This is a genomic window from Pseudoxanthomonas sp. z9, from assembly GCF_006542425.1.
Classification (GTDB): Bacteria; Pseudomonadota; Gammaproteobacteria; order Xanthomonadales; family Xanthomonadaceae; genus Pseudoxanthomonas_A.
The window spans coordinates 1-17,653 of the sequence record NZ_VFID01000015.1; the positions used below are offsets into that span (position 1 = coordinate 1).

At 66.9% G+C, this 17,653-nt stretch carries 15 protein-coding genes and 1 pseudogene; 9 read left to right on the top strand and 7 right to left on the bottom strand.

Annotation, left to right across the window (positions count from 1 at the left end; all coding sequences use genetic code 11):
- Positions 1 to 532 precede the first annotated feature (532 nt).
- A complete protein-coding gene (locus FG323_RS17645; protein ID WP_141456034.1) occupies positions 533 to 799 on the top strand; it encodes a DUF6289 family protein in 267 nt (88 codons plus the stop codon).
- 68 nt (positions 800 to 867) lie between these two features.
- On the opposite strand, the pseudogene phaZ reads toward FG323_RS17645, so the two are convergent.
- Positions 868 to 2,109: pseudogene (gene phaZ, locus FG323_RS17650) on the bottom strand (polyhydroxyalkanoate depolymerase); the annotation flags it as partial.
- A gap of 80 nt (positions 2,110 to 2,189) precedes the next feature.
- A complete protein-coding gene (locus FG323_RS17655; RefSeq protein WP_141456036.1) occupies positions 2,190 to 2,786 on the bottom strand; it encodes a class I SAM-dependent methyltransferase in 597 nt (198 codons plus the stop codon).
- 144 nt (positions 2,787 to 2,930) lie between these two features.
- On the opposite strand from FG323_RS17655, the gene FG323_RS17660 reads away from it, so the two are divergent.
- On the top strand, positions 2,931 to 3,392 hold the full coding sequence (locus tag FG323_RS17660; protein ID WP_255470227.1) for a CopD family protein: 462 nt from the start codon (positions 2,931 to 2,933) through the stop codon (positions 3,390 to 3,392).
- A gap of 935 nt (positions 3,393 to 4,327) precedes the next feature.
- Here FG323_RS17660 and FG323_RS17665 read toward each other — a convergent pair.
- Positions 4,328 to 6,031, bottom strand: a complete 1,704-nt coding sequence (locus tag FG323_RS17665; RefSeq protein WP_141456038.1) for an alkaline phosphatase — start codon at positions 6,029 to 6,031, stop codon at positions 4,328 to 4,330.
- Positions 6,032 to 6,171: 140 nt separating this feature from the next.
- Between FG323_RS17665 and FG323_RS17670 the strand changes: the two genes are divergently transcribed.
- From FG323_RS17670 to FG323_RS17690, 5 genes are all read left to right on the top strand, one after another.
- Positions 6,172 to 7,509: a dicarboxylate/amino acid:cation symporter gene (locus FG323_RS17670; protein ID WP_141456039.1), complete on the top strand. Its 1,338-nt coding sequence runs from the start codon at positions 6,172 to 6,174 to the stop codon at positions 7,507 to 7,509.
- Positions 7,493 to 7,918 carry a GNAT family N-acetyltransferase gene (locus FG323_RS17675; protein WP_141456040.1) on the top strand — a complete coding sequence of 142 codons (426 nt, stop codon included), beginning with the start codon at positions 7,493 to 7,495 and terminating at the stop codon, positions 7,916 to 7,918. Before FG323_RS17670 ends, FG323_RS17675 begins: the two co-directional genes overlap by 17 nt.
- An 87-nt stretch (positions 7,919 to 8,005) precedes the next feature.
- Positions 8,006 to 9,379: a pitrilysin family protein gene (locus tag FG323_RS17680; protein WP_141456041.1), complete on the top strand. Its 1,374-nt coding sequence runs from the start codon at positions 8,006 to 8,008 to the stop codon at positions 9,377 to 9,379.
- Positions 9,380 to 9,390: 11 nt separating this feature from the next.
- Positions 9,391 to 10,806 (top strand): pitrilysin family protein, encoded by a 1,416-nt coding sequence (locus FG323_RS17685; protein ID WP_220094204.1) that lies wholly within the window; start codon positions 9,391 to 9,393, stop codon positions 10,804 to 10,806.
- Between the two features lie 124 nt (positions 10,807 to 10,930).
- Positions 10,931 to 11,425 carry an acyl-CoA thioesterase gene (locus tag FG323_RS17690; protein ID WP_141456042.1) on the top strand — a complete coding sequence of 165 codons (495 nt, stop codon included), beginning with the start codon at positions 10,931 to 10,933 and terminating at the stop codon, positions 11,423 to 11,425.
- A 495-nt stretch (positions 11,426 to 11,920) separates the two neighbouring features.
- On the opposite strand, the gene FG323_RS17695 is transcribed toward FG323_RS17690, so the two are convergent.
- Together FG323_RS17695 and FG323_RS17700 are read right to left on the bottom strand one after the other, a co-directional pair.
- Complete coding sequence (locus tag FG323_RS17695; RefSeq protein ID WP_255470228.1) at positions 11,921 to 12,541, bottom strand: C40 family peptidase; 621 nt, start codon at positions 12,539 to 12,541, stop codon at positions 11,921 to 11,923.
- 275 nt (positions 12,542 to 12,816) lie between these two features.
- The gene (locus tag FG323_RS17700; RefSeq protein ID WP_141456044.1) at positions 12,817 to 13,377 is read right to left on the bottom strand and encodes a C40 family peptidase; all 561 of its coding nucleotides are present in this window, start codon (positions 13,375 to 13,377) and stop codon (positions 12,817 to 12,819) included.
- A gap of 81 nt (positions 13,378 to 13,458) precedes the next feature.
- On the opposite strand from FG323_RS17700, the gene FG323_RS17705 reads away from it, so the two are divergent.
- Positions 13,459 to 13,938 (top strand): peptidylprolyl isomerase, encoded by a 480-nt coding sequence (locus tag FG323_RS17705; RefSeq protein ID WP_141456045.1) that lies wholly within the window; start codon positions 13,459 to 13,461, stop codon positions 13,936 to 13,938.
- A 90-nt stretch (positions 13,939 to 14,028) separates the two neighbouring features.
- Here the strand turns inward: FG323_RS17705 and FG323_RS17710 are convergent, their stop codons facing one another.
- Positions 14,029 to 14,532, bottom strand: coding sequence for a RidA family protein (locus FG323_RS17710; RefSeq protein WP_141456046.1), 504 nt, complete (start codon positions 14,530 to 14,532; stop codon positions 14,029 to 14,031).
- 159 nt (positions 14,533 to 14,691) lie between these two features.
- On the opposite strand from FG323_RS17710, the gene FG323_RS17715 reads away from it, so the two are divergent.
- Complete coding sequence (locus FG323_RS17715; protein ID WP_141456047.1) at positions 14,692 to 15,966, top strand: DUF418 domain-containing protein; 1,275 nt, start codon at positions 14,692 to 14,694, stop codon at positions 15,964 to 15,966.
- Positions 15,967 to 16,032: 66 nt separating this feature from the next.
- Here FG323_RS17715 and FG323_RS17720 read toward each other — a convergent pair whose 3' ends face one another.
- Positions 16,033 to 17,637, bottom strand: coding sequence for a M4 family metallopeptidase (locus tag FG323_RS17720; RefSeq protein ID WP_141456048.1), 1,605 nt, complete (start codon positions 17,635 to 17,637; stop codon positions 16,033 to 16,035).
- Positions 17,638 to 17,653 lie beyond the last annotated feature (16 nt).

The window sequence follows — 17,653 nt, forward strand, 5'->3', positions numbered from 1 at the left end:
ACCTCCCAGGCGTCGTCGTAGGAGCCCAGCCGCAACTGCAGCATGCGCACCAGCGACTGGTTGAAGTCGCGGACCAGATCCTCGGCGGAGGCGCGCGCACCGGTCCCGTCGGGGACCGGTGCGCCGGGAGGCAACTTGTTTCTGGATTCAGCCATGCCGGTAGAGACGAAGCGGGGAGTCGAAAGTGAAATGCCCGGGTCCTGGCGGCTATCCCGGCCCGGCCGCGTCAGGTGGGACAAGCATAGCGGGTGCTCGCGGGCCGGCGCCGTTCGCGTACCCGCGGCCATCGTCGCGGGTGATGGCGCATGGCGGTCCCGGGGGCGGGTTGACCGGCGGTGGTCGTGGAAGCGGATGTTTCCCCGCCACGGCATCGAGGCATCGCGGACCAACGGTGGCATCGGGTTCGGAAAGCCACGAAGGTCGCCGGGATTCCGCGCCGGCGCTCGCGCGCCGATGGGTGACGCATCCTGCACATCCCTGAATGCAGCCATCCACCAACCTGGGGCACGGTTAACAGAAGCCGCTGGCGGGAATGTCTACCGTGTCGGCGCGGTCTTCCGCCGCGAACATCATGGAGATGAGTATGGCTCGTAACCGTATCCCCGCCGTCGCTGCGCTGGCCTTTCTTGCGCTGGTGTCCTTCAACGCGGCTGCCGGTTGGCAGGGCACGTGGCATTACTACGACGAGGAAGGCGTACTGGTGGGGTCGTGGACCGCAGGCTGCGGCGCGAAGGATGGGCGCTGGGGCGTCGTCACCAGCAACAAGACCTTTACCCAGGGATGTCGCGACGAAAGTTGAAGCAAAAAAGCCCCGCGCGAGCGGGGCTTTCTGTTTGCGGAACATCGCAGCGTGATCGATCAGTCGGCGTACTTTGCGATGAAGTCACGCACCTGCGGATAGACCTTGTCGCGCCAGCGACGGCCGCTGAAGATGCCGTAGTGACCCGCGCCCTCGACGGTGATGTGCGCGTGCCGCGCCTTGGGGATGCCGGTGCACAGGTCGTGCGCGGCGGCCGTCTGGCCCAGGCCGGAGATGTCGTCCAGTTCGCCCTCGATGCTGAGCAGCGCGGTCTTCCTGATCGCGGCCGGGTTGACCAGTTCGCCGTTGACCTTCCACTTGCCGCGCGGCAGCAGGAACTCCTGGAACACCACCCGGATCGTGTCCAGGTAGTACTCGGCCGGCATGTCCAGCACCGCGTTGTATTCGTCGTAGAAGCGGCGGTGCGACTCGGCGTCCTGCAGATCGCCCTTGACCAGGTTGGCGTAGAAGTCCCAGTGCGACATGAAGTGGCGGCTGGGGTTCATCGCGATGAAGCCGGCGTGCTGCAGGAAGCCCGGATACACCGACCGGCTCTGGCCGGGATAGGGCATCGGCACGCTGTGGATGACATTGTTCTCGAACCACGACAGCGGGTTGCGCGTGGCCAGGCTGTTGACCTCGGTCGGGCTGCGGCGCGCGTCGATCGGACCGCCCATCATCACCAGCGAACGCGGCGTGGCCTCGCCGCGCGCGGCCATCAGCGACACCGCCGCCAGCACCGGCACGGTCGGCTGGCATACGCTGATGACGTTGAGGTTGTCGGCGCCGATGTGGCGAATGAACTCCTCCACGTAGGCGACGTAGTCGTCCAGGCTGAAGGCGCCCTCGGACGTCGGCACCATGCGCGCGTCGACCCAGTCGGTCACGTAGACCTTGTGATCGCGCAGCAGGGTACGCACGGTGTCGCGCAGCAGGGTCGCGTGATGGCCGGACAGCGGCGCGACCACCAGCACCACCGGGTCGTCCTTCAGCGCCTTGATGCTGTCGGCGTCGTCGGTGTAGCGCTTGAAGCGCAGCAGCCGGCAGAACGGCTTCTTGATGATTTCCTGTTCCACCACCGGCACGGTGCGGCCTTCGACTTCCACCTCGTGGATGTCCCAGGCCGGCTTCTCGTAGTCCTTGCCGATGCGGTAGATCAGTTCGTTGCCGGCGGCGATGCGCTCGGCGCCGGGCAGGTTGGACAGCCAACTGCCGGGCGCGGAAAAGATCCGCGCGTTGGCTTCGGCCATGTAGGCGAGCGGCGCCATCCAGGCACGGCCAAGTTCATGCCACTGGTACAGGAGAGTCATGGGCAACGGGAATCCCGGATTTGGTGCAGTCTGCTGCGGCGCAGCATAGCGCAATCCGGGACCACCCGGAATCGGCCTGTTCAGCCAGCGCCCGGGATCTCCAGCGCGGCGGTTTCAGCGGCCAGGGCGGGCGCCAGCCAGCAGTGCGAGCCCACCGCACGCAGGCCGGCGGCCTCGAACTGGCGGCGGTACCAGCGGCCCGGGCGCGACTGGAAACCATCGTGGTCGCCTTCGTATTCATCCTCGCGGGTGAAGGTTTCCAAGAACGCGACCCCTCCGCACAGTTCGGCCAGCCCCGGCAGGCCCCGGCGCAGATCGCGCGTGGGCAGGTAGTGCATCACGTCGGCGCAGACCAGCAGATCCACCGGCGGGCAGGGGCGCAGATATTCGAAGTCGGCGAACGCGGCCAGGTGCAGGTTGCGGCTGCGGCCGTAGCGGGCAATCGCGTATTCGCTGCTGTCGAAGCCCAGATAGCGCAGGCGCGGGCGCAGTTTCAGCAGCGGCGTGCGCCAGGCACCTTCGCCGCAACCGATGTCCAGCACGGTGCGGATCGGGCGCTCCAGGTAGTACTCGGCGGTGGCCACGGCCAGCGCGACCTTGCGCGCGAGGCGCTGCGGGCCGCCGATCTCGCCGTCGCGATACCAGCGTTGGAAATAATGGGCGTCGTACTTCTTCATCGGAATGGAAACCTCGGCAAGCTCATCGGCAAGGATCCCGGTTTGCGAGGCGAAGGAAAAGGGGCGGCGATGGTGTTGCGGTTGGACAGCGGTCCGCGCGATGGCGGAGAATCCGCGCACCCTTCGCCCGCACCGGAGTCCCGCGTGGACAAAGCCAGCCTCTACTTCTGGGTCAAGACCTTCCACCTCGTGTTCGTGATCGCGTGGATGGCGACGGTGTTCTACCTGCCGCGTATCCTGGTCAATCTCGCCGAGACGACCGGACAGGCGGACGTGCAGGCGCGGCTGCTGCTGATGGGACGCAAGCTGTACCGCTTCGGCCACAACATGTTCGGCCTGGCGGTGATCCTGGGCCTGCTGCTGTGGCTGGGCTACAAGGTGATTCCGGGCTTTCCGACCATGGCCGCGCCCGGCGCCGGCTGGCTGCACGCCAAGCTGACCCTGGTGGTGCTGGTGCTGGCGCATTTCATCATCGCCGGCCGCTGGCTCAAGGGGGTGGAGAAGGGCCGCGCGCTGCCGTCCCCCTTCACCCTGCGCCTGTTCAACGAAGCACCGGTGATCGTGCTGATCGGCATCGTCTGGCTGGTGCTGGCCAAGCCGTTCTGAATCAAGGGCGTTGCAGGCTTCAGCGACGCCCCCCTTGTGGGAGCGACGTCAGTCGCGATTCGCGATGCCGGTTGGTCATTCGAAAAGCTCGCGACTCACGTCGCTCCCACAATCGGGGTGTCTGTAGGAGCGACGTGAGTCGCGATCGGGAAAATTCCACGGGCGTGTAGCCGATGGTCGCGACTGAGGTCGCTCCCACAATCGGGGTGTCTGTAGGAGCAACGTGAGTCGCGACCGGGAAAATTCCACGGGCGTGTAGCTGATGGTCGCGACTGACGTCGCTCCTACAAGGAAATCGCCCGGGTGAATGGCCGGGCGTTTTGGTTGACGGCTCCTTCTCGAAATCCACCGGCCTCGGTAGGTCCAAAGGTTCAGTACCGCCCACCTTGTGGGAGCGACGTCAGTCGCGATTCGTGATGCCGGTCGGTCATTCGAAAAGTTCGCGACTCACGTCGCTCCCACAAGGGAAAACGCCCGGATTTGTGACCCGGGCGTTTTGGTTTACGGCTTCTCGAAATCCATCGGCTTCGATAGGTCCAAAGGTTCAGTACCGCCCACCTTGTGGGAGCGACGTCAGTCGCGATTCGCGATGCCGGTTGGTCATTCGAAAGCTCGCGACTCACGTCGCTCCCACAATCGGGGTGTCTGTAGGAGCGACGTGAGTCGCGACCGGGAAAATTCCACGGGGGGGTAGCCGATGGTCGCGACTGACGTCGCTCCTACAAGGGAAATCGCCCGGGCGAATGGCCGGGCGTTTTGGTTTACGGTTCCTTCTCGAAATCCACCGGCCTCGGTAGGTCCAAAGATTCAGCACCGTCCACCTTGTGGGAGCGACGTCAGTCGCGATTCGTGATGCCGGTCGGTCATTCGAAAAGCTCGCGACTCACGTCGCTCCCACAAGGGAAAACGCCCGGGTTTGGCCCGGGCGTTTTTGTTTACGGTTTCTTTTCGAAATCCACCGGTTTCGGCAGTTCCACCGGTACGCCGTCGGCGTTGCAGGTGTTGGCCGCGCACAGGCGCTGTCGCAGCCGGGGCGTGGACTGCACGATGAAGTGGTAGATGGTGTTCTGCTCGACGGTGCCGCGTACCGCGTCGCTGCCCGGGCCGATGGCCCAGATGCCGACATCCTCGCCGCCGTGCGATTCGGACTTCAGCGGCACCAGCGATTCCTGCAGGTAGTCCGGATGCTCGGTGTCCACAGCGGTCAGGTCGGGACGGCCTTCGCTGGTCTCGACGTTGCTGGGGGCATGGATGAAGCGCTTGGGGCCGGCCTTCTGCTGGTTGCTCTCGCCGGTGTAGCCGGGGCCGTTGGCGTAGCTGAGCGTGGTGAACGGCAGGCCGGTCTGGTCGCGCGCCAGGTCGCCGGGCACGTCGTCCTCGCCGCCCTGGCCGCGGACCTTGCCCAGGATCGGGTTGCCGCGCACCGGATAGCCGACGAAGTTCAGCGTGTGCGAATGATCGGCGGTGACCAGTATCAGGGTGTCCTCGCGCGAGGTCGCGTCCAGCGCGGCCTGCACGGCCTCGGACATGGCGATGGTCTCGTCGAGCGCGCGGAAGGCGTTGCCGTAGTGGTTGGCGTGATCGATGCGCGCGCCTTCGACCATCAGCACGTAGCCTTCCTGGCTGCGCGACAGCGTGTGGATGGCGGCGCGGGTCAGTTCGGCCAGCGAAGGTTCGCCGGTGTCGGTGCGCGAGCGGTCATGATCGAACTGCATGTGATCCGGCTCGAACAGGCCCAGCAGGCGCGGCGCGTCCTTGGCCGCTTCCAGTTGCTTGCGGTTCCACACGTACTGGCCGCCCGGATTGGCCTTCAGCCACTCGGCCGGCAGATCGCGCCCGTCGAGGCGTTCGCCGACCTTGTCGTCGTATTCCGGATCGCGCTGCTCGGTGCTGGTGAATTCGGCGCGGCCGCCGCCCAGCGCCACGGTCGGTCCGTGGCCGAAGCGCGAGGAGGTCAACAGTTGCTGGGCGATGTCGCGGCAACCCTGTTCGACCGCCGTCTTGGGCAGATCGGTGTCGTTTTCCCAGTTGCGATCCGGCACGTGCGCGTAAGTCGCCGCCGGAGTGGCGTGGGTCAGGCGCGCGGTGCTGACGATGCCGGTGGCCAGGCCGGCGCTGTCGGCCAGTTCCAGCCAGGTCAGCGCGGCCTTGCCCAGGCTGTCGGCACAGTCGTCGCGGCGACCGGCGCTGACGCCGATGGCGCCCATGTGGGTCTTCACGCCGGTGGTGATGGCGGTCATGGTGCCGGCCGAATCCGGCGTCTGCGAATCGGTGTTGTAGGTCTTGCTGAAGGCGGTGTGCGGGAAGCGTTCCCAGCTCAGCAGGTTCTCCTCGCCCGAGCCGCCCTTGCGCTGGCCGTCGAGGATGCGCGCGGCGGCGACCGTGGTCAGGCTCATGCCGTCGCCGAGGAACAGGATGACGTTCTTCGCGCGTCCGTTCATGGCGCCGTTGGCGGCGGCGCGGGCGGCGCCGTTGCGATACCACCAGGCCGGCGTCTCGCCGCCGGGATGGGCGACGACCGGGACATCGATGCGGGGTGCCGCCGTCGGGGCGGAGGAGGTCGCGGGCGCCGTGGCGCAGCCGGCGAGCAGGGTGGCGAGGGACATGCCCAGGACGGGCAGGACGGCGGTACGACGCATCAGGGACTCCAGGCAAGGCAACGGGGCATTATGGCCCGGTGACAGTGTCCTGTTCATGACATGCGGCCTTTCCAGCCATGCCGTCGCGTATGGGACGGCACTGGGCTATCGTTCGGGATTCCGTATTTTCAGGGCTGCCGATGAAGCTGGTCTCCGCGTGGTTGAGGATCCCGTTCTGGCAACGGGTGGTCGGGGGCTTCGTGCTCGGCGCATTGGCCGGCTGGTTGCTGGGACCCGCGGCCGACACCTGGTTCGGTCCGCTGGGCGCGCTGTACGTCACCCTGATCAAGATGATCGCGGTGCCACTGGTGTTCTTCGCCGTCATCAACGCGGTCTCCAGCCTGCATGGCCAGCAATCGGTCGCCGCACTGGGTGGGCGGACCTTCCTGTGGTTCGTGGTCACCGCGGCGCTGGCGGTCGGCGTGGGCCTGGCGGTGGGCGTGATCGTCCAGCCCGGCGTCGGGGTGACCACGCTGCAGGTGGATCCGAGCTACGTGCCCAAGGACGTGCCCAGTCCGATCAAGGTGCTGCTGGACGTGGTGCCGTCCAATCCGTTCCATGCGCTGACCGGCATCGGCACGACCAAGAATGCCGCCGGCGAGACCGTGCTGGCGGCGGGCAAGGGCTCGATCCTGCCGGTGATTTTCTTCGCCGCGCTGCTGGGCTTCGCGATGGTCAAGCTGGGCGATCGCGTGGCCGCGGCGCGCAAGCTGGCCGGCGAGAGCAGCGAAATCATGATCCAGGTGACCCGCTTCGTGCTGGAAGTGACCCCGCTGGGCACCTTCGGCCTGATCGCCTCGCTGGTCGGCGCCTATGGCTTCGGCAAGCTGCTGCCGCTGGCGAGCTTCGTCGGTGCGCTGTACCTGGCCTGCGCGCTGCATATCGTGATCACCTACAGCCTGCTGCTGCTCAGCCATGGCCTGAACCCGTGGAAGTTCTTCCGCGGCGCCGCCTCGGCGATGCAGGTGGCGTTCGTCAGTTCCTCCAGCTTCGCCTCGATGCCGGCGGCGATCCGCGCGGTCACCCACAACCTGGGCGTGGACAAGAACTACGCCTCGTTCGCGGTGCCGTTGGGCGCGAGCATCAAGATGGATGGCTGCGGCGCGATCTATCCGGCGCTGTGCGCGGTCTTCATCTCGCAGTACACCGGCCACCCGCTCAGCGCGGACCAGTACTTCGTCGTGCTGATCGCCTCGGTGCTGGGCAGCTTCGGCACCGCCGGCGTGCCCGGCACCGCGGTGGTGATGGCCACGGTGGTGCTGACCGCCGCCGGCCTGCCGCTGGAGACGATCGGCTACCTGTACGCGATCGATCGCGTGCTCGACATGATGCGCACGATGACCAACGTGACCGGGCAGATGGTGGTGCCGGTGCTGGTGGCCAAGGAAACCGGCCTGCTGGATCGCAACGTCTACGAGGCCGCGCCGACCAACCTCGGGCTGGAGGAGGGCGAGGGTTCCGATGAACGCGCCGTCTGATCCCTACACGCTGGTCGAGCGCTTCCCCGGCGTCGAGGATTTCCGCCGGCTGCGCGCGGTCGCCGGGCTGTCGCCGAAATCGCAGGAGGCCGCCGAGCGCGGCCTGCCCAACACCCTCTACGGGGTGAGCCTCCTGCACCAGGGCCGCGCCATCGGCATGGGCCGGATCATCGGCGACGGCGGCCTGTCGTTCGTGGTGGTGGACATCGCGGTGGAGCCGGAACACCAGGGCCGGGGACTGGGCAAGCGCATCATGGGCGCGCTGGATGCCTGGCTGAAGGCCAATACCCTGGACAGCGCGCACGTCTCGCTGATTGCCGACGGCGAGGCGAAGCACCTGTACGCGCAATACGGCTTCGCCGACGTCGGTCCGGCCTCGGTGGGCATGCATTACGTCGTCCGCCACTGAGGCAGGCGGGCCCGGCCATGACTTCCGGGCCGGGGCGGGCGTGACGGGGCGGCGTAGGCTGCGGGGACTTTACTGGGGAGATTCCCGATGCGCATCCGCACCGCCGCCGGTTTTCTGGCCGGCCTGCTGCTGGCGTTGCCGGCCATGGCCGCCGACACCGACCGCTGGACCGTCCCGGTCGCCGTCAAGAAACTCGACAACGGCCTGACCGTCGTCATCTCCGAGGATCACAGCTCGCCGGTGGTCGGCGTGAGCGTGGTCTACCACGTCGGCATGCGGCTGGAGCCGCGCAATCGCACCGGCTTCGCCCATCTGTTCGAGCATCTGATGTTCCAGGGCACGCCGAACGCGAAGAAGGGCGTGTTCGACAGCGTCATCACCGGCGGCGGCGGCAACAACAACGGCTCCACCCGCGCCGACTTCACCAACTACATCGAGACCGCGCCGGTGTCGTCACTGGACGCGATCCTGTGGCTGGAAGCCGATCGCATGAAGACCCTGGACTTCAATGCCGAGACGTTGAAGAACCAGCAGGACGTGGTCAAGGAGGAAATCCGCGTCAACGTGAAGAACCAGCCCTACGGCGGCTTCATGTGGATCGACATCGGCCAGCAGGCGTTCCAGAAGTGGGAGAACAACCACGACGGCTACGGCAGCTTCGAGGATCTGGAGAACGCCAGCCTGGAGGACGTCAAGGCATTCCACCGCGACTACTACGGCCCCAACAACGCGGTGCTGGCGATTGCCGGCGACGTCACCCCGGAGCAGGGCTTCGCGCTGGCGCAGAAGTACTTTGGCGGCATTCCCGCGCGCGCCACCCCGGCCGCGCCGGACTACAAGGAAGGCCTGAACACGCAGGAAAAGCGCGTGCAGCAGAGCGACGCGCTGGCGCAGGTGCCGGCGATCGCGGCGGCCTGGAAGATGCCGGATCGCGGCAGCCGCGATCAGGCGCCGATGGCCGTGCTGGGCGCGCTGCTCGCCAACGGCGATGCCTCGCGGCTGTACCAGGGCCTGGTCAAGGGCCGCGAACTCGCGCTCAACGTCGAATCGCTGTACGGCCTGACCAGTGAATGGGAATACGACGGCCCGACCCTGTTCACCGTGTTCGCGCTGTACAAGCCGACCACCGACGCGGACACCGTGCTCAAGGGCATCGATGAAGAGATCGCACGCATCGCCCGCGAAGGCGCCGACGATGCGACCCTGGCGCGCATCAAGACTCAGCTGCTGGCCGACTGGTACAACGGCCTGGAGATGTTCCTGAATCGCGCCGACACCCTGGCCAAGCTGCAGACGCTGTGGGGCGATGCCAACGTCGCCAACCAGATTCCCGGCTGGATCCAGAACGTCTCTTCCGAGGACGTCAAGCGCGTCGCCGCCACCTACCTGACCCCGGCCAACCGCACCGTCATCGACCGCAAGCCCGCGGCGATGCTGGCGCCGTCGGCGAAAAAGGAATGAGGAGAATCCCGATGAGCCTGCACAAGACCGCGATTGCCCTCGCCCTGACCACGCTGTTCGCCGGCGCGGCGCATGCCGCCGAGCCGGTGCTGCCGAAGGATCTGCCGCCATACGCGCCGGACAAGCCGTTGCCGGTGCCGCAGATTGAAAAGAAGACGCTCGCCAACGGGCTGGAAGTATGGGTGGTGCCGCGCGACGGCATCCCGCGCGTGGACTACGTGCTGGCGGTGCGCAACGCCGGCCTGGCCGCGGATGCCGCCAACGCTTCCGGCTTCGCCAGCCTGTTCGCCGGCCTGCTGACCGAGGGCACCGCGCGCCGCGATTCGCGCGCCATCGCCGAAACCGCGCAGGGTTACGGCGGCAGCATCGGTGCCGGCGCCAGCAATGACGGCGTCACCGTGTACGCCGACGCGCTCGCCAGCCAGGCCCCGCCGATGCTGGACCTGCTGGCCGAGGTCGTGCGCGAGCCGACCTTCCCGGAAAACGAGGTCAAGCTGGCCCAGGCCAACGCCGCCCAGCAACTGAAAGCCAATGAAGCGCAGCCCTCGTTCCGTGCCAACCGCGCGATGCTGGCGGCGGTGTACGGCGACCATCCGTATGCGCGCACCCAGCTCAGCGAAGCCGGCATCGCGGCACTTGCCACGCCCACGCTGCGCGCCGAACACGCGCGTCGTTTCCATCCGGATCGCAGCTTGCTGGTGATCACCGGCCGGGTCACGCCCGCGCAGGGATTCGCGATGGCGGAGAAGGCATTCGGTGACTGGAAAGGCACCGGCGGCGAGGTGGCCGATACCGTGGCGCCTCCGCGCACCGCTGCGCCGAAGTTCGTGCTGCTGCAACGTGATGGCAGCGTGCAGTCCACCCTGCGCATCGGCCAGCCGGCGCTGGCGGCCACCGACCCGGACTACATCCCGCTGCAGCTCACCCGCATCGTGCTGGGCGGCGGCTTCAGCAGCCGGGTCAACCTCAACCTGCGCGAGGAGAAGGGCTACACCTACGGCGCGGGCACGCGCCTGTCAGCTTCCCGCGCGGGTGGCGACCTGGTCTCGCAGGCCGACGTGCGCAACGAGGTCACCGGTGCCTCGCTGAAGGAGTTCTTCGGCGAATTCGATCGCCTGCGCAACGAACCGGTGCCGGCCAAGGAACTGGACGACACCAAGCGCTACATCGCCGGCGACTACGTGCTCAGCAACCAGTTGCAGGGCGCGGTGGCTGGCACCCTGGCGAAGAACTGGCTGATTGGCCTGCCGTCGGATTTCCTCGGCCAGTACGTGCCGCGCCTGCGCCAGATCGACGCGGCCAAGGTGCAGGCGGTCGCCCAGCAGTATTTCGATCCGAAGCAACAGTCGATCATCGTGGTCGGCGACGGCAAGGCGATCGCCGAACAGCTCAAGCCCTACGGTACGTTCCAGGCCTCGCAGAAGTAGTCCGCAAGTTTGCAATTCCCTGTCGTTCAAGGCCGGCGTCCGCGCCGGCTTTTTTTTATATGCCGCCGGCGTGCCGGCCGGGTGGTGACTGGCGTATCTTTGCCACTCCCCCGAGGAGAAGCCCATGAGTGGCGAACAGCGCGAACTGAACTTCCGTTTCCTGGCCCAGCCCACCGACGTCAACTACGGCGGCAAGGTGCACGGCGGCATCGTGATGAAGTGGATCGACCAGGTCGGCTACGCCGCGGCGGTGGGCTGGAGTGGCCATTACAGCGTGACCGTGGCGGTGGGCGGTATCCGCTTCGTCGCCCCGATCCGCACCAGCGATCTGGTGACGGTGTCGGCCAAGCTGGTCTACACCGGCACCAGCAGCATGCACTTCGCGGTGGACGTGCGCGCCCGCGACCCGATGGGCGGCGAATCGCGGCTGTGCACGCACTGCATCATCGTGTTCGTCGCCCTGGATCAGGTCGAGGGCAAGCCGACCGCGGTGCCGGCCTGGAAGCCGGAAACGCCGGAGGACTGCCGCCTGGCCGAATACGCGCTCAAGGTGATGGAACTGAGCAAGGGCATCGAGGAAACCGTCGCCCACTACCAGAGCGCGGGCGCGACGACCTGAGGCTCCCTACCGTGGGAGCGACGTAAGTCGCGACCGGGTGAGTGACAGGCCATTCGGGAACACGGCAGATGGCGGGATAGCCGCCGGATGTCGTGGACAACGCATAAAAAGCTCGCGACTTACGTCGCTCCTACAGGGAAGAGCTGCTGGATCCGTTCATTGTGGGAGCGACGTGAGTCGCGACGAGGTGTGCGAGAAGACCGGAGGCCTGCGGTCAGCGCGGCAAGCTCATTCCTGATGAGCGGGCGGGAAAGCAAAAGCTCGCGACTTACGTCGCTCCCACAAGGAGCTTGCTGGAGTCGTTCATTGTAGGAGCGACGTGAGTCGCGACGAGGTGTGTCAGAAGACCGGAGGCCTGCGGTCAGTCCGGCAAGCTTATTTCTGATGGAGGAGCGGGAAAGCAAAGAGCTCGCGATTCACGTCGCTGCCGCATCCCGCAGTTCCGCATCGAAGAATTGTCCTGTCGGGACGCGCGTATGGCATCCCGAAGCCCGGTCACATCGCGACGCGGCGGGCCTGCATGAAGCGGGGAGCCCAGTAGCCGGTGGTCAGGCTGTCCACGCGGACGTCCTTGCCGGTGCTGGGGGAGTGCAGGAAGCGCCCTTCGCCGACGTAGATGCCGACGTGGTTGATCCGGCCCTTGCGGCCGAAGAACACCAGGTCGCCCTGCTGGAGTTCATCGCGACTGGCGATCATCTGGCCGTTGGCCTGTGATGCCATGTCGCGGGATACGCGCGGCAGTTCGATGCCCAGCGCGGTGCGGAACACGTAGCCGACCAGGCCGCTGCAGTCGAAACCGCTGTCCGGCGAGGTGCCACCCCAGCGGTAGGGCGTGCCCATCAGGGTCAGGGCGCGCTTGAGCACGGCCTGGATCTTGCCGCCCTCGTCCTTGATCACGCCGTCCTTGCTCAGGTCATAGCCGGCCAGCAGGCGGCTGAGGTCGCCGGCCACCATGGTGGACCGGTCCAGCAGCGGCAGACTGTCGCTGGCGGCCAGGCGGGGCAGGAGGGCAGTGAGGGTGGCGGTGGCGGCTTCGGCCGCCTTTTCCTTGATGCTGAACGAGGCCGGCTTGGCGGCAACGGCTTCCGGGGCATTGACCGCCGCGGCGGTTTCCACGACGTCGGTCTCGACCGCATCGGCGCCGGGCGCATGCTGCTGGGCCCACGCGGGGACACTTGCGGCGGCCAGCAGCACCAGGGAAAGGAATCGGTTCACGCCCCGCGGGGTGCGGTGGGCGGCGGCGGGCTGGCCTGGCGGCAGGTCGTCGGTCGTCACGCGGGGTCGGGAAAAATGCGAAGCGGCAATAGTGCCGTCATATCGCCTCGATTTGGTTCACAAATCGTTATTTATTCGTTAACAAGACCGGGCTTGGGTCACAGAACTGGCCGACTTCAGTGCAGGACCCGTTTTGCGCCGCTGTAATGATCGCGCCAGTAGCTGCCGTCCAGGTGATCCAGCCGGACCGTGCCGCCGGTACTGGGGGCATGTACGAAGCGACCCTCGCCGACATAGATGCCGACATGGCTAACGCTGCCCCGGCTGCCAAAAAACACCAGGTCGGCGGGCGCCAGCCGGCGCGGTTCGATGCGCGGCCCCTGCACCTTGGCCAGTTCGCCCGAGGTGCGGGGCAGCTTCAGGTCCAGCATGTCACGGAAGACGTAGGCGACCAGCCCGCTGCAGTCGAACCCGGATTCGGGGGTGTTGCCGCCGTAGCGGTAAGGCGTGCCGACCAGGCCGATGGCCCGCATCAATACGGCATTGGCGGCGGCCGGGTCCTCGGCCTCGACCCGCGGCCACTCCCGGGCCGGCGGTGGCGGGGAGCGGCGGACGGTCTCCTTGCCACCGCCACAGCCGGCCAGCAGGGCGGCCAGCAGCACGGCGACCACGACCACGGCGCGGCGGGCCGCGGGTGGCGGCAGGCGGTCCAAGCCGGGATAATGCACGGTCTTCATTGCGGCGCATCTTCGCCCGCAATCCACCTGGCCGACAAGCCACCACGCCTGCCGCCGGCAGCCCCTATTCCAGAGTCCCGAATGAAAATCGCAAAAGACAGCGTCGTCCGTTTCCACTACACCGTCTCCGAAGTCGGCCAGGAGCCGCTGGAGAGCTCGAAGGACCGCGAGCCGCTCGCCATCCTGATCGGCCACGGCAACATCATTCCGGGCCTGGAGAACGCGATGCAGGATCGTGAAGCCGGCGAGAGCTTCAGCGTGGACGTGACCGCCGCCGAGGCCTATGGCGAGCGTCGCGACGGTTTGAGCCAGCGCGTGCCCAAGAAGCATTTCGGCACCCAGAAGCTCGTCCCGGGCCAGCAGGTCGTGCTGAACACCAACTTCGGCCCGCGCGCGGTGACCATCCAGAAGGTCGGCATGAGCGTGGTCGACGTCGACCTGAACCATCCGATGGCGGGCAAGGATCTGCATTTCGACGTCGAAATCGTCGAGGTGCGTGAAGCCTCGCCGGAAGAGGTCGAGCACGGCCACGTGCACGGCGACGGTGGCCATCACCACTGAGCGGACGCACTTTCCCGCGATGCAAAAGAAACGGCCCGCGCGAGCGGGCCGTTCTCGTTTCCGTGTCCGGCGTGTCCGCGTTCTTTCCGATCAGGGCGCGCGCGGGTCGCCGCCGCCGGACTCCGGAATGACCGCGATGGCGTCCACTTCGATGCGGACGCCGGGCTGGAACAGTGCCTGCACTCCGACCAGCGCGCTGGCCGGCGGCCGCTCGGGGTCGATCCAGCGATCTCGCACCTTGCGGATGGCCGGCAACTGCGCGGGATCGAAGTCGCGGATGTACAGCGTCAACCGGGCCACGTGGGAGAAATCGCTGCCGGCCGCGCGCAGGGTGGCGTCCAGGTTGCGCATGACCTGTTCCAGCTGACCCTCTAGCGAACCTTCGACCAGGCTGCCGTCCGCGCGCAACGGCACGTGGCCGGACAGCAGCAACAGCTTGCCGCCATCGACGCGCATGGCCTGCGAGACATTGGGAATGGTGGCGCCGGGCGGGTTGACGGGATGCAGCAGCGCACCATCCGGCGTGCCGGCGAACACGGGCAGTCCGGGACCGGCCAGCAGCAGGGCGGCAAGTCGCAGGCGGAAGGGAGTCATGACGGGTTTCTCCGAAGGCGTTGCGGCGGGGAATGGCGGTGGGACGGACGCGGGAGGCAGCGCGATGGGCGCGAGGTTACACCCGCTTCCGTTCCGGCGGATGGCTGGCCGGGAAGCGTCAACATGCTTTAATGCGCCACGATTCCAGGGAGCAAGGACATGGGCGCCATATCGTCGAACCCGGACGCACCGCTGCGGCCCGTCGCCGCCAGCGAACGCATCGAGACCATGGATGTGCTGCGCGGCTTCGCGCTGGTGGGCATCCTGCTGATGAACATCGAGGGCATGGCCGGCCCGCTGTTCCAGTCGTTCTCCGGGCTCGACCCGGCATTGACCGGCGCGGACCGTACCGCCGATGCGCTCATCTACATCCTGGTGCAGGGCAAGTTCTACACCCTGTTCTCGCTGCTGTTCGGCATGGGCTTCGCGGTGATGTCGACCCGCGCCGAAGCGCGCGGGCAACCGTTCGCGGGGGTGTACTGGCGGCGTAGCCTGGTACTGCTGGTCATCGGCGTGATCCATGGCGTGCTGATCTGGTCGGGCGACATCCTGCTGATGTACGCGCTGTTGTCGTTTTTCCTGCTGGCGTTTCGCAACGTGCCCGCCAAGTGGCTGCCCTGGATCGCGGGCCTGACCTACCTGGCATCGTCGGGAATGATGCTGCTGCTGGGACTGGTGGGATCGGCGATGCAGATGGATCCGGCCGCGGGCGCCAACTGGAACAGCGAAATGGCGAAGGCGGGCGCGGAGATGAACGCGATGCTGGAAGCCCAGCGCAGCGCCTACGGCTCGGGCACCTACCTGGAAGCCGTCATCCAGCGCGCCAGGGACGTCGGCTTCATGCTCAGCAACCTGCTGTTCATCGGGCCTACGGTGTTCGGCATGTTCCTGTTCGGCACGTGGTTCGTGAAGAGCGGCGCCATCGCCGCGCCGGATCGTTTCCCGCGCCTGTTCGCGTTCCTGCGCTGGGGCGCGCTGCCACTGGGATTGGCCCTGATGCTGCTGTCGTTCCGGATGGAGCCCACCGCGGATTTCAACAACATCAACCTGCACGCGTCGCTGGCGTTCGTGGCCAGTTCCGTCGGTAGCGTGCTGATGGCGTTCGGCTACGTGGGCTGGATCGTGAAGGGCGTGCAGTCGACGGCGAGCGCGTCGCTGCTGCACTGGCTGGCGCCGGCCGGGCGGATGGCGCTGACCAACTATCTGACCCAGTCGATCGTGTGCACGCTGATCTTCAACGGCTACGGGCTGGGTTACCTGGATCAGTTGCCGCGCGCGTGGCAGGTGCCGTTCGTGTTCGCGGTATTCCTGCTCCAGGTGGTGTTCAGCCGCTGGTGGCTGGCACGGTTCCGGTTCGGTCCGGCGGAGTGGGTCTGGCGCTCGCTGACCTACCTGCGGCCACAACCGATGCGCGCCGATACCGTATCGGCCTGAGCACCTCCGACAAGAAAACGGCCCGCTCGCGCGGGCCGTTTCTTTCGCGGCGTTGATGAAACCGGATCAATTGACGCTGACCGCGCTCCAGGCACGCGCCACCGCGTTGTACTGGGCCGAGCCGGCACCGTACAGATCGCTGGCCGCGTTGAGCGTGGCGGTGCGGGCTTGCGGATAGGTCGTGTTGGAGGTCATGTACACGGTCAGGGCGCGGTACCAGATGCGCTGGGCGGCGTCACGGCCGATGCCGGTCACGCCGGTATCGCCATTGCAGACCAGCTGGCTGGCGGTGTAGCTGAAGCCGGCCGGCGAGACCGCGCCTTCCGCCAGCAGGTAGAAGAAGTGGTTGGCCGGACCGGACGAGTAGTGCGGATCCACGCCGGCGAAGCCCGCCGCCGGATAGCAGTTGTAGGAACGGCCACCGTCCGCATCGCCGGGGCGGAACATGTAGCGCAGGGCCTTCTTGCCATCCGGATTGCTGCGATAGATCTTCTCGCCGATCAGGTAGTCGCCCGGATCGCTGGCGTTGTTGATGTAGTACTCGACCATGGTGCCCATGATGTCCGAGGCCGCCTCGTTGAGACCGCCGGCATCGCCGGAATAGGCCAGGTTGGAGGTGGCTTCGGTCACGCCGTGGGTCATCTCGTGGCCGGCCACGTCGATCGATACCACCGGGTACCAGGTGGAGGTGCCCAGGCCGTAGGCCATGAACTTGTACGGTGCGCCGTACCAGCCCGCGTTGCCGCCGGTGGCCGGGCCGCCGCCGCCGCGGAAGGTGACGTTGACGATGCTCTTCACGCCCACGCCGTCATTGAAGATGCCGTTGCGACCGAAGGTGTTCTTGTAATAGTCCCAGGTCGCGGCCACGCCGAAGTGCGCGTCGGACGCCTCGCTTGCCACCTGCGACTCGGTGTTGTTGCCCCAGTTGTTGTCGGCATCGGTCATGATCGCGGCCGTGCTGTAGACGCGGCTGATTTCCTTGCCCAGGCCGTCGCGGGTATTGCCGCCGCCGCGGGTGGGATCCACCATCTGGTAACCGCCGCTGATCGAATTGGTGGTGATGGCCACGTCGCCGAGGAACAGGGTCTGGCCGGTGCCGACCGCCGCCGCGGTATGGATGATGTTCCAGTGATCCAGCACCTTGCCGCTGTGCGCGTCGACGAAATAGCGCATGTCGGCCTCGCCCTGGCTGTCGGACACGCCCCGTACCCGCACCTCGTAGGCGAGCACCGGCTGCGCACCGCGCGCATAGATCACCAGGCCCTGGCTGCCGATGTCGTCGATCTGGCCCTTGAAGTCGGCGCCGGCCGAGATTACCGCGGCGTCGGCGTCGATGCCGGCCTTGAGTGCCGGGCGACCGTTGCCGCGCAGGGTGAGGCTGGTGGATTTGAGCTTTCCATTCCTGGAGTGAATCACCACGTCGCCGCCGATGACGGGCAATCCCTTGTAGCGGCGATCCAGGCGCACGTGCTCCGTGCCGTCACGATCGACGATAACATCGCGGGCGACGAACTCGTCGCCGTCGCTGCTCTTCAGCGCGGCCGCATGACCGACGGCCAAGCCCTTGGCGCGGCTGGCGGCCGGCGTCTGGTCGGCATTGGCGGCGTAGAGCGGGGAGGTGACGAGGACGGCGGCGATGGCCGTGGTGATGAGGCTGATCTTCCGTTGCATTGCTTGCTGACCCCTG